Raw genomic sequence first — 12,909 nt, 5'->3', positions numbered from 1 at the left:
TGCCTGAGTCTTTACAATTTTTGTGGTGGTTATGGATAGCTTGTAACGTATTTATATATGGTTTTTTTCTGGTTTTTTTCATTGAGGAGTGTCGGTAATGAATTCGAACTCCTTTGCAATTTTTAGAGATTTTTCAGCCGCGCCTTCTGCTTCAGAAAAGAACTTTCGTAGGGCGATTGATTTTTGACTTGGCAGATTATGCCCGAGAGAAATGTATTTGTAGGCATTGTCCTCGACGTGTTTTATCACGTCCTGAGATCGTGAATAAAGCAAATCCTTGTAGTTTCCTGAAAGTATTATGGCTTTGTATTGGTTTAAGTTCTGCTTTTGGGGTGAAAATTCTGCGATGTTGAGTTTTACGCAGCGCACTCTTAATTTTTTTAGTTCGTTAACTATCAAGTCGTGCTCTTCGTTTTTTGTAGGATCTGTCAGTATAGCGATGTATGGCTTTTGCCAGACCTTTAACCTCATTGAGTCAGGGGTTAGTGATTCTCGCTGATAGATTGATTTTATAAACTCTTTTCCGAGTTCAGTTATTCCTTGTTTGGATACTGCGCCAAGTTGGGTCAGAGTGCTGATTGAGAGTGCTCGAATTGACGAGAGATTTTTTGGATTGAATACGTCGCTCTGAGATAAAATGGCATTTCCGGCTTTAGGTATGATCTCGTGGGATGAGACTATAAATGATTCTCTCAAGAGCTCAAGATCCTCAAATGAAAGCTGCTTTAAGGAAAGCACGAAGTGGCGACGCTTTTCTTTGTCAAGGTCGCCGAAACGTAGAGCGATCGTCAGTTGAGCATAGAGAGTGGATTTGCTGCTGTCGCTGTCGTTCATGCAGGCTTGTAGCAGATCCCCAAATTCTATTTCATATCCTGGATTATCTTTGTTGTTTATCTCCCCAGCTGTAAGGCTTCCTTCGATTAGCTTTTTACAGAATAACTCTATCCTATCTTCTTTTCTTTTTTCCTGGATTTCAATAATTTTTTTGGCTATATTTGCGGCGTCTTTTAAGCCAGGGATTAGCTGGGCGATAGTGATTAAGCTGTTTTCTGTTTTTTTTATAAGGTTTTCAGTGTTTTTACTTCTTTTTGAGTTCATTTCCTTTCTCCACAGATAATACGTAAATCAATCAGCAAAAAATGTCTCTTACAAGTTGGCCGCGCACCGGCTTCAATGCAGCTTGATCCGCGTCCGATAGCATGGTCAAAACCTTCGAGCCGGATCGCTGCTCGATCTCATCGACGGTGACCTGGTAGTTACAGATATTGGCAGGGCGAAGGGGGGCCTGGTCCATGATGAACGCAGCAAAGGTTCCCTCGGTAGCCGCGGAAGATTCAGTGATAGGTTATTCGCATCGAGAGGTGATTCCGTGATGCGCAGCAAGGCTGGTACTTTACTCATCCGGGCCGTGTCACTGATGGATGATCACCCGGCCGGTATACTTCTCAATGACTCCCGTGGGCGAGAGTTTTCTGATGAGTTCTAAGAACCGATCCCCCTCCATCCCCTCATTGCGGAACGGATAAAAATTAAATGACGTAGTCATATTCAAACGCGTACTTGTCTCGGATATGTCGGAAATTGTTGAGGCAGAGATAAGCACCCCATCAAGGCAGCTTTTCTCTTTGATCCTGTCAAAAGCGGCGAAGTTTTGCTGGAAGAATCTCTTGGTCTCGCGCGACAAGATATCGAGAGCGACCTTTGGACTTTGGGAAGTTAGTATGTGGTCGCCAGGCAGGAGGTCGTCAATATTCAAGGCAATGACGCCAGGGCTGCCCGATTTGCTGATCTGCTTGGCGCCGTCCCGCAGTCTAGAAAACAGGCTTTTGAGCTCATAGATTTTCTTGCAGGCAATCGCGTACGAACCCATTTGGAGTTCAACAACTATATCTGGTGGATCCACAAGCTCTGCACTGATCTGCTTTCGCAGAAGGGTCGTCAGCAAGCTGAGTTCCCATAGGGCATCCTTGCCCTGTGACTTAAGGCGGTGGGATAGATTTATGTCGCTGCCTGCGATGCGCTGGAGCGCTTCCTCAACCCCGGGTGCGTCAATCAAATCAGTGACAATCCTGGCAATTTTCTCTGCATAAACGGAGTTTATGCCGGTAACGAGACTTGGGGATCTGCTTGAGTCGCGCCAATCCCTATCTAACTTTCGAGCATCGGCAAACAGCTTGTGCAGGACGCTTTGGGGGGTGAACCGGATACCTCTCTCAAGAATAGCGCGTTCCGCCACGTCCACTAGCTGGGCGACTTCTGAGTAGGTCGAGCTTTTGAAATCAAAATTACCATCGACCGTATCCATTCAGTGAGCCTTCATTCTGTTCGCCTTTGGCGAGGATTATCTAGATTTCCATTGCAGCGATCAATTTCTGAGGCCTTGCCTCTGTTGTAACCTGAAGCTTCAGTCATCGGACTCGGGGACAGTCCTATCAGGGCTTGGGAGCGCTTCAAGTCCATTTTTTATTACAACTAATGCCATTTGCTTCTAAAGCCACGTGATTGCAGCGTTCAAAATATCGCCTAAGAAGGCTCTTCAGCAGCCAAATGCGTAAGAAAAAGCTCCAACTTTCGCAGAAGCTCATCAAAGGTGATTATTTCAACATCCTTGTAGGAACATCTAAAAGTCTCAAACGAGCGTAGTAGCTTTGACTCGACGGGGAGGGTTCCGGCGATTACCACACAACGGGTATTGTCCGGCCGAGAGTCTGCAAGAGCCTCATCATCACGATGAATCCCCCACGCCGTCTGTAGCGAGTGGCGTTGATACAACACCTGACTGACTGCCCCGCTTAACTCTGAGTCTGGGGCATGAACTCCGCCGCCACGGCGGTACTCTCTTTTCTGTACCAGAGCGGTAGAGGGCCTTTTGATCTCGACAATTGACAGAACCTGACCGGCGCCTCGAAAAAGATAGTCACCTATTTGGGCTCCTGTCCCTCTGATTCCACTGGGCTGAGCATGAAACTGACCGCTTACCAAGTGAACGGGCCCACAAAACAACATCGTCAGTATAAAAATATTCTGATCGAAGAATTTCTGCCATATGTTCTCGCTTAGTTCTTGAGCAAGCATGTCGCGGTATGAGTCGATCATTTGCTGCAGCGAGACCCGCTCGATATCCGCATGCAGTGCCATCAAGGTAAGTGGGTGCTCAACGGCCAGCGCCGGAAGATCCTCTCGCACTTTTACCACCGCACGCCGGCGAACCTCAGCTGCGTCCATAGGACCGTGCGATGGACCAATGCGGTCGAGCCCTGAAGTGAAGTCCAACTCGTTCGTGTTTTCAGACTCCGTTTCTATTTCTGAATTACTAGGAGCGGGAATCCCCGTCATAACCATCTGCTGTATGCGGGTTGGCGATTGATCACCAGCATGACTGACATGTATTCGATAAAGTCGGGCGCCGTGTAAAAAAGGAGCTAACTCCAACGCAAGAACACGATCACCCACTTGCCATTTGTGTGGTGTTGACTGCACGAACAAAGTGCACGTTTGACCTATCATCAACGTCCGCTCTACCGCCGCAGCTCGTGCCTGCGGAAGTCCCACACGAGTACAAATGGAATGAATATCCAAGGGTACATCTAGCGCGCCTTGACCTGCGGCCTCACATAAGGCGGCGCTGACATCGCAATGTGGGGTGAGTAAATTAAAGGCGTGGAGTAATTCAACTTTCATTGTGTTCGTTAGTCATCTCGAGAAAACCGCGGATGTGCTGTCCCTTGTGCGTCCCATCTTCGCGAGGTGGAGGACCACCCTTCAGTACGGCACGTGACAGTAGCTGATTTTGTGCAACGCACGACGTTTCCGGAATCATGATGCAGTCAGGACAGGCGCCTCCCGCTGCGTCGCAAAGCCGACCAGAGTTGCAGCGATGGATTGAGGCATCTAGGAAACGTCTTAGGAATAGATTGTTTTCGTTCCGCCACAACGATGACAAATTACCCAAGTCCATCGTGGTTCCGTTTCGATAGACTACAAATGCGAGATCGAGAGGAAAGATGTACTCCCCCATGGACCCTAGATCCAATCCTGACAGCTCAGCCACGTTTTTCATAAGTGCATGTGCGTAGGTGTGCAAGAGGGTGTACACGTAGCGGTACGTGGTGGCATCCCCTTCTTTGAGAAGGGAGAAATAGCGACCAAAAGGTTCTACCACCTCCAGCAGCTTTCCGCCCAGTTTGACGGGGCTGCTGCTGTCCCACTGGGGCAAATCTGAAACCCCGATGGCCTGCAACCATTTATAAACAACCTCGGGGTCGAGGCGCACATAGAGTGCTTCGTTAGCTTGGGTCATGACATAAATAGGGCGTTTGCCATTATTCAACGGCTCAAAGAGCTTCAATCGAACGGGGACATCCTTGTTGCGCTTGTTCAATATCGGAGTGGCGGAAACACGCGTATACCCATGGGTGAATCGGCACAGGTCAAATTCGCGGATTAAACCCAGATCTGCCATGCCAAGCTTTTTCATCAAGTGCTGGGTTTCGGCTTCCTGTTTGGCCTTAGCGTTCGCCCCTTTTGGCGCAAGGTCATCATCAAGATGGTTGAAACGCACAAACTTAGCGCGCCCCCCGTCAGGCGGCGCGGAGAGTTTGCCTCTATTCAATGCCTCGTGCTCGACTGCCAGAACGAAGGGGTCGAAGCGGCTAGTGTATTCGCCGCGCGACGCAAGCTGCTGAGTTATGGCTAGAGGAAGATCGACTCGGGGAGGTATGAGTGGTGGGCTGCTGGTTGTCCATCTTGTGACCAGTTTTTTGAGCTCACTGTCCACTACCGCTTTAAGGGACCCATCTCCTGAAACTGCGCTTTCACGCATTAGACAAAGACTCTCGTACGTTTCCCATTCCCCGGTTTTACCGGCAGCCAGCAAAATGGCCTTCATTTCTGCTGGTGTGAGCTCAGCGCCACCAAATCTGAAGAGGGAACCTATGAAGGCGGCAAGTTGATCATCGTTCTGTGGCTCCAGCAGAGTGATCAACTGGTGCTCTGACTCTGGAAACAGAACAAACTGTTCCGACTGTGAATAGTATGCCGACGATGCTCTATACGAGATGGGTTCCATCCGTCGTTCGCCTAGACGGGAACTGGCTTGGTCGCGAAAAAGCTCTGTCGTAAATTTATCTTGCTGACGCCACTCATTTGCCCCTTTGTGCCCGCAAGAAGGTTTAGCACAGTAGAAGTGCCACTTACCGATTCGGGGCGAATCGGTGTTCAGTTTAAATTCATTACCTCCGCAAAGCTGGCATTCTTCACCGGAGAGTCTTGGCGTGTTGTTACGATCATCCCACTCCCAACGACCCGGAGTGACTGGCATCCACTCACCCGACCAATGTACGAAAACCACATCGACCTGCCGCCATTGGCAAGGCCCCTTGGCGTCCACTGATGTACACCGATTGTTTCGCAGTTGGTCCATGTTCTTGGCCATATCGCGAACGGATGTAAAACGTTTAAAAAGGCTGCATTTATTGCAAACGAAGGTCAGAGGTGCCGGTGCGTATTTCATCCGCAGCGGGCTCAAGAATGCCAAGCGATCGGCGCCTAGAGGCGACACAACGCCTCGATTAAGAATCGCTTCTTCGAGACATTGTTGTGGAACGACCGGACGGTCGGCAGTTCCCGCGGCAGACGCCCTTAAGAACCAGCTCTGCCAGATTTCATGCAGCCTCAAAATGATTTGCGATTTCGTGACGCTTTGAATAGGTGCATCATCAGTCGTTGCCGTAAGGTCCGGGATTGAAATACACGAACCCAGTCCACCTTCAAATGTGAAGAACGCGCCAGGGGCATACGCTGATCCAAGTTGACCACGAGATCGTGACATTGTCGGAGCAGTGAGTGTCCTGTCATCGTCATCAGCAGCAAGAAAGCCTTTACGAGTACCCATCTCAATCTCCCGTCCGCGCATCGTCTGCGCTGTCGTTATTTGCTACTCCGTGGCGTACGAAATCCATTACCGCCAAGACCTCATTGGAGAGTTGTACCTTGCCTTCGCTATCGCAATACGAGGCTTGAATGATGCCAGCCTGATCCACGTCGCGTAGCGATGTCATAGGTTTGGAGATCACTTCCGTTTGACTTTTGAAATAACCGTCCAGGAAACCGCTGCCCCACATATGGCTGCTCCAAACATTGACTAGTAGATCGCGAGTCCTCCGGTCAATACGTGCTCGGTAATATTCCTCTCCTTCGGGAGCGAAGGCGCCACGCAACCCCACAGCGAGCTCAATGAAATCGTTGATTTCGTTGATAAATGCTTCTCCGCGGAACCTGTATTCTTTACGAATGTTGGGAATAACACTGAAATCCGATGTTTTGGCTTTCTGATCTTCTGGTAGCTGAATCAACTCGCGACTTGGCACCACACCAACCAAATAAGCCTGAAGCAGGCTGGTGAATACACGCTCGATTGCGCGTTCTGCCCATCGGTCGATAGCCGCGGGCTGGACCATACGTTCAAGGAAGCGGTGGAAGATGTCGAACACATGAACTATGTGCCGATCACGACGACGCTGTGGCGTGGGTATCAAGACAACGAACCCAATGTGAGCACGACCCACGCGCGAGGACGCTTGAATGTACTCGGCAATGTCCGAAGGCATGCCTGCAAAAAACATAGAGTTGAACTCGTCGACGTCGACGCCGTGTGAAATGGCTGATGTCGCGATGACTGAGCGCAACTGATCTTGTAGCGGCGGAAAAGGATGCCCTGGATTTACGCGAAGTTGGGCAGTATCCACGACATTTTGAATTTCCCCTTGCTCCACCGAACCGGTGATCAGTCGGGTATCAAGCCCCCTCAGATCCATACCTTCATTGAGGTGTCGCTTGCGGGTTTCCTCCGCCTCCGCAGCCATAATCTGATCACCACCTTTTTTATTGGTGACGTAAGTCAAGGCTATGCGATGCAGGTCAATGAGAGTGGCCAGTTTTGATGCGCAGGCCTCACCTAATGCGTCCTTGTGCAGCGCCTCGAGAGCGCCTCGGGAGACGTGCTCCACGAGCAATTGGCGTGCAGATTGGAAAACTTCTGCGTCATTGCTCGTCAGGTCGTTGAACAGGCGGGTGACGTTGAAATGAAAGCTCGATAAAACCGCAACACTTGTCGTCGTATGCGGCTTTCCGTTGGTCATGAAGGCTGTGTAAACACGGGCTTGGCTGCTCGCCACTTCGACGTCCGGATGCGCTTGACGCTCTACATCCTCCGCTGGAGCGGGTACCGAATAAAATGACTCGTAAAGGGTTGGGCCCGGCTCGGGAAACTGTGTTGCCGGAATCGAGCGTTGGTATAAGTGCTCCAGCTGCCTCTCAGGAGCAGAGACGGTAGCGGACGCGGCGATCACCTTAGCCCGGCGCCTACGCCCTTGTTTATCTGTTGCGACCAAGCCGCTGAGTGGCTTGGACAGGTATTCAAAGACGGCATCGAGTGTGGATTCGAAGAGACCGGCGAAGGTGCCCAGCGATTCATCGAGCAGGTGTGCCTCGTCCTGGATGATAAGGCTGGGGAATGGATCGTGAAAAATGCGCTTTCCAGCCGAATAAGCAGGGTATATCCCCTCCATGCCTTTTGCGTCAGGCCCCGCAGCTAGCTCACGAGGTTCAGGAACGTACAACCGCCCGCTGACCGGATTGATCCAAGGCGCCGCTCCGAACATCGCGTAGATGCGCCGAATGGTTCGAGCTGAATGGCCAATGAGGGCCAGCTTATCGACGGTACCCAAAAGCACGGACGGTGCTAAATCGTAAATGTCTTCATCGACAATGTAGAACGGAAGGGGCCGCCAGTTACCACCGTTTGAATCGCATTGGATATCGGTGCATACGTGGCCCAGTATTTGGTCCCTGTTATCAACAAATAGCCGCAAAGCTGTTTCGCAATTACAGAAAGGGCATTTGGGCAGCTTGCGCCAGGCACGCATGGCAGTGTGATATTTGGCGTCGTTTTCCCGAAGGGCTCGCTCAGCCGCTAGGAATGGAGGTGCAGACGAAATGGTTGGGATGCTCTTCACCCCCTTAGTATTGTGACGGTTAGGAGAGCCGCCGCTGCCGACCCAGAATCCTATGGACAATGGGTTACCACCGTAGCCATGACGATTTCGGACACGCTCAGCATGTGCCAGTACTCGTGCGCACCGCTGGGCCTGTTGGATTGTTAGCAATCGCAACGGGTAGCGAATGAGCGCAGTGACCCCTAACTGCTTACCTCGAAGCCGATCAAGCATAAGGTTAAAGGTTAGCAGCCCGAAAAAAGCTTCAGATTTGCCGCCGCCGGTCGCGAAGTAAAGGAGGGTGACAGCGTCGTCTCTGGCTTCGTTGTAGAGGTGCGAATACTCCGGAATTCGCGAAGCCAAAGCAGGAACATTCGCAATGATGAAAGCAAGCTGAAACAAGCGCCACTCATTGTCGTCCTGGCCAAAACGGGCCTGCATGAAGTTCGCCATTGTCTCGTTAGTGGCTAGCCAAGCTTCATAAACAATTGCTTTTGGGTCAGTCTGCGGGCCTCGCTCGCGCCAAGCCGCACGAGATTCCCTCAAGCAATTCAGGCCGGCAGCGATAGTCGCCATCTCTGTGGTCCATTTTCGGATGTCGTGGCGAAACGCCTCTTCCTCGCGTGCAACTCCGGCTACGTCGGAAGCGGATAGGCCATCGGCAGGCGACACTTGCTCGGGTAAATTGTTAAGCCATGTTTGCATGGCTGGCACTAGCGCCTCCAACCCATCAAGTCCATCTGGTTGGGCCAAGGCACGTATTTTTCGCACGACACCAGCAGCGCTCGTGGGAGTGATTCGCGGCTGGGTGTAACGAGGCGTCCACGTAGTCTCTAGAGTCCGAATCGCAGGGTCGGATTGTAGTTGCACAACTCCGCAGTTGTGCCCCATGGCTGGATGTGTCAGGTACTTGTTATAGCGATAGGAAGGGTCAATTCGCTCGAGTTTCAACGGATGGTGAAGCGCAGCCGGAAGCTGTATTTGTAGAGAAACGAGGAAGATAGCTTCGTCCGTCTCGTCTACATGCTGAGTCGGCATACTGCTGACGTTTTCAATTGCGAGAAAGAAATTTCGTTTGGAAGGATCGAGCCAGTCTGTATGCAGCTCGAGATCCCAATCTAAGTGAATCTGCGGCAATGTTATTGGTAGCTGAGACGTGCGCGCACTCTGGAGAAATTCCGCCCAATTCGAGTATTGACTGGCGGGTATGCTCAACTGGTGCCGATACCCCCACGCCTTACCACCAGAGTCCAGATCATCGCTTTCAGCCCAATCCTGCAGCCGCTTGTTCACGGCCTCATTCATACGCAAGGACTGGTTGTCGATGTCTTGCTGAAGAGCTTCAATGGATTTCGCGGTATCGAGTTCCAGTGGTGGTAGCTCCACATCCAATCGCAACCATTTGTGTGGGACCGCCAATGGCTCGAAGTGCTCGTCTTTGATAGGAAGAGCCTCGCGTGAGTTGACGAGCGCTCCCTCCCTCGTGCTATCACTAAGTTCTTCCATTTCAGCTGAAGAAAAATCCTCGGCTTCGGCCGAATCGTGAGAAAAATCCGAGGTCAGCAGATCTCTCGGGATGCCTTTCGCTGCGTAGATTTCCTCAACAATCGTCGACCGGATTGCCGTCCACCCGGGATGCTTATATTTCGAGCTATAAGTGCCTTTGGCTTTCTCCCACGCTTCTTCCAGCCGACGGTTACGTTCAGCCCGAATCTCGTCAACCACAGCCCGGCGCAACATAAAGACAGGACGACAGTTTGGCCTTTTGAGATCCTCTTCACGGGGAAGCACGCGCACGTAGACACATAGCCTCGGGAATACCGTTATCACTGAAGACGCGAGGGCATTGAGTTGCATCTGGACCCCGTGCGACGAAATCCAGATAGGCGATGTCACTTCATCGTCACCGGATTGGTTGCGCTGGGGCAGCAAAAAACCAGAATTTAACAACGTTCTTGGACGAGCTCCGAAGAGATATTGCCCTGTGGAACCTTGGCCGCTGATTTGTGCATACGTCAGATTCAGAAGGCTATCGACGACCGCCTCCTTGAGGGTAGAGGAGATCTTTGCCGGATCGTCACGAAGCGTGGGTTGGCTCATTGCAGCGTTTCCTTAGAAAGTCCGACAAACTCGACGGAGGCAATGCTTTCACGCGCCTTGTCGAAAAGCTGATTCAAAGTCGTTCGCTTGATACTCGAGTTGGCCATAACGGATTCGGGCTGCAGGAGCATGTACGCATAGATGTCGGCGACATGGCGACCATCTAGCCGACGCGAGTTACGTACCGCCGTGATGACGCGCTGCCACTGGTAAGCAGCTTCCAACGGAGACAGTCCGAGCACCGTTGCAAATGCCTTGAAAGTCTCCTCGCGCTGTGGCGCCTGTGGCCGAAGCTGCTCGAACGGGGTGTCGAGTGAGCGTCCTAAATCAATCCACTGGCGCATCGCCTGGGCCCCGGGAAGTTTGGTTTCCAGAAGAGGGTCAAGCTCAAGCATCTGCTCTCGTATTACGCGTACCTTGTCAGAAAGTGAGCCCTGCGCGAATCGCCTAGCGAGGCATTTCTGGATCTGCTCGTGATAACTTCTCAAGGCAGTTTCGAACGTCTTATCCGATTGAATAGGTACGCCCGCTTCACGGAGTACTTGCTCGACCATCTCGCGCAGCTCAGCTGACATGATAAAAACCTTATCACCCACCTCCAGGGAGCCGACTTGGCAAGTCCGAAAGCCTACATCTGCTGCCCGCGGCGAAGCCGGGTCGTAGACGTACATTTCCGATTTCTCATGGCGGAACAGCGTCACGTTGCTGTCAAGTCGGATAACCCAAGATTCGGTTCCATCACCATGCCCCTCAGAGGAAACATTGGATGACAACTCGACACGAAAGGTAGGTAGCACATAGTCGCTAGTGGAAAGGACAGAAGCGTCTTCCGGGAGATCTTTCAGTTTCCTCAAAATGGATTCCATCCGAGGCTTAAAAGATCTGAATTCGGGCATCAGCTCGACGATAGGCTTGAGCGTGGCCCGTAGAAACTGCCCGGCTCGCTGGGTTAGCAAAACCACCGTATGGGAAGGAACACGATCATCGGTCAGCAATAGACGAAGGCAGTCCTCGTTTAATCCAGCACAAACCAGTGTCGAGCCTTGCAGCTCATCAAGGCGTTCTTCGAGGTGAGCGGCACACAACAGTTGTACGCGCCCTTGAAAGGAGTCATATATCAGCCCATCGGGATACTGGTCGTACTCCGCGAGGAAGCGTTCGGCGAGGCGCAGATACAGCGCACTGGTAAACACGATGGTAACCTTACGCTTTGAGCTCTTTGCAGCGTTGGAAACAAGCTCTGCCAACTTATGCGCGAAAGGCGTTGCCTCGTGATAATTGCAGAATAGTTGTGAGCTACGCTGAAGACATTCAAAAAGGGCTGGCCCCTGGTCTCCAACGCCAACGGTACGCTCGAACTCCTGCACGTTACCCAGGTGGTTGAGCCAATCGAAAGCGGCGCGTGTCCGCTGCGACACTTCAATACCTGCCAGATAGTCGGACATATGCCTGACGCCGCAGGGGAGGGCTGCAAGACGAGAAAGGTACGACGCTGCGTCGATTAGTGGTTTGGCAGACTCTTTGCCCCCAGGTGCAGCGTTGGCGATACGTACCAGCTTGTTAGCTGATTTGGCCGTATCCGCATCAACGATAAAAACATTGAGTTCCCGCGGAGCGGGATGCAGGGTTTCCTGAGCCAATGGCGCCAATAATCCCGCTCCACCGACAGTAGTCGGAACACCCAAAATTTTGAATTCGTGGGGCGTGTGCCATTGACTTGAAGGGTTCCGCTTGCGGTTCTGCTCCCAGAGTTCCTCCTTGATTCTGAAAGCAGCATGGGGCTCATCAGTGATTACAATAACGCCAGGGGGGCGACCTTGAAATACGTCCTCCAGCATTATGCAGAAGCGCGCCAGTTGCTTTTTCCAGCTTTTGGCCTCCATACGAATTGCTCGGGTAGCCTGGACTAGAACGACCTCCGGTGAGCCAAACCGAGCCAGATCTCTGCAGGCGCGTCGAAGCTCGGTCTCTGACATCCGTCCATCAAGTGCAAAGAGGGCATCTGGTGCTGTACGCGGATCACCGATGACTGCGCAGTTCAATTTTAAAGCAGTCGCGAGTTTCCTTCTGAGTTTGGCTCGGATAAGCGCCAAAAGGTGCCCGTCGCAAGATTGCCAACGGTCAAAATCTGGCGTCGCCAAAAAGTGAGGCAGCAGCTCACCAACTGTCGGATTGAATGGGTCGTCTAGGTTTTGAGGAAAATTACTGTCGGATAGGGAAAAGTAAAAGGCGTCTTTGTCTCCCATGGAGCGAGTCACACTTGCGTTGGCGTCGGCGCTTACCTCAAGCAAGTTGTGAGCGATTCGAAGAATGCTTGTCCGATCGAAATGGACGTGATTCAGACCATAAAAGGCATTGCTCTTCACTGGAAAAAGCAAGCCGCGAACTCCTTGTTTGTCGCCCTGATGCCAGCGTACCAACGTAGCCAACGCGTGTACCAGAGGCAGGGTTTTGGGCGCCGCGGGCCATGCCATCACGATGTGTCGTGATCGGTGCTCGGCAGCATGCAGATAAAGATCTGCCAGCGCTAAAAGCGTTGAGGAGGGCGCGCTCGGCTGCAAACTGCCATCTCGGTACATCGCGATGAGAGCTTCATGTGCACGAGGTACGATGCTAGGAGCGGGCGTTTCTACCGGGACGGTTTGAACCGTTTTACGCGCATGGGTCTTCAGTGCAGGTTTTGCATGGGCGAGAGGTTTGCGTGCCGCGAACAGCTGCGCAAGTTCCTCGCGCCGTCGCTGTTGCGCTTCCATTAAGTCGTTGAGCTTCTTCCGTGATGCCATGTGCCCTGCTTAAGTCGATTGATTTCAGCGTT

Annotated in this window: 6 protein-coding genes; all 6 read right to left on the bottom strand. The window is 51.9% G+C overall.

Annotated features, from left to right (window positions below; translation table 11 throughout):
- Positions 1-78 precede the first annotated feature (78 nt).
- On the bottom strand, positions 79-1,098 hold the full coding sequence (locus tag EPZ47_RS14770) for a hypothetical protein (protein ID WP_135845464.1): 1,020 nt from the start codon (positions 1,096-1,098) through the stop codon (positions 79-81).
- A 313-nt stretch (positions 1,099-1,411) separates the two neighbouring features.
- The gene (locus EPZ47_RS14760; RefSeq protein ID WP_135845463.1) at positions 1,412-2,305 is read right to left on the bottom strand and encodes a hypothetical protein; all 894 of its coding nucleotides are present in this window, start codon (positions 2,303-2,305) and stop codon (positions 1,412-1,414) included.
- 218 nt (positions 2,306-2,523) lie between these two features.
- Entirely contained in the window at positions 2,524-3,681 is a 1,158-nt protein-coding gene (locus tag EPZ47_RS14755; RefSeq protein WP_135845462.1) for a Shedu immune nuclease family protein, read from the bottom strand.
- A complete protein-coding gene (locus EPZ47_RS14750; RefSeq protein ID WP_135845461.1) occupies positions 3,671-5,893 on the bottom strand; it encodes a hypothetical protein in 2,223 nt (740 codons plus the stop codon). Before EPZ47_RS14750 ends, EPZ47_RS14755 begins: the two co-directional genes overlap by 11 nt.
- A 1-nt stretch (position 5,894) precedes the next feature.
- Positions 5,895-10,094 (bottom strand): DEAD/DEAH box helicase, encoded by a 4,200-nt coding sequence (locus tag EPZ47_RS14745; protein ID WP_135845460.1) that lies wholly within the window; start codon positions 10,092-10,094, stop codon positions 5,895-5,897.
- The gene (locus EPZ47_RS14740; protein WP_135845459.1) at positions 10,091-12,877 is read right to left on the bottom strand and encodes a hypothetical protein; all 2,787 of its coding nucleotides are present in this window, start codon (positions 12,875-12,877) and stop codon (positions 10,091-10,093) included. Before EPZ47_RS14740 ends, EPZ47_RS14745 begins: the two co-directional genes overlap by 4 nt.
- Between the last annotated feature and the right edge of the window lie 32 nt (positions 12,878-12,909).

Source organism: Pseudomonas viciae (assembly GCF_004786035.1).
GTDB classification, from domain to species: domain Bacteria; phylum Pseudomonadota; class Gammaproteobacteria; order Pseudomonadales; family Pseudomonadaceae; genus Aquipseudomonas; species Aquipseudomonas viciae.
Note: the sequence above shows the minus strand (reverse complement) of the source record. Positions and strands in the feature narration are given on the sequence as shown.

Bases quoted from the DNA above. Each gene is read 5' to 3' on its own strand.
- EPZ47_RS14745 (WP_135845460.1), bottom strand. From the start codon at position 10,094: ATGAGCCAACCCACGCTTCGTGACGATCCGGCAAAGATCTCCTCTACC.
- EPZ47_RS14740 (WP_135845459.1), bottom strand. From the start codon at position 12,877: ATGGCATCACGGAAGAAGCTCAACGACTTAATGGAAGCGCAACAGCGA.
- EPZ47_RS14755 (WP_135845462.1), bottom strand. From the start codon at position 3,681: ATGAAAGTTGAATTACTCCACGCCTTTAATTTACTCACCCCACATTGC.
- EPZ47_RS14750 (WP_135845461.1), bottom strand. From the start codon at position 5,893: ATGGGTACTCGTAAAGGCTTTCTTGCTGCTGATGACGATGACAGGACA.
- EPZ47_RS14760 (WP_135845463.1), bottom strand. From the start codon at position 2,305: ATGGATACGGTCGATGGTAATTTTGATTTCAAAAGCTCGACCTACTCA.
- EPZ47_RS14770 (WP_135845464.1), bottom strand. From the start codon at position 1,098: ATGAACTCAAAAAGAAGTAAAAACACTGAAAACCTTATAAAAAAAACA.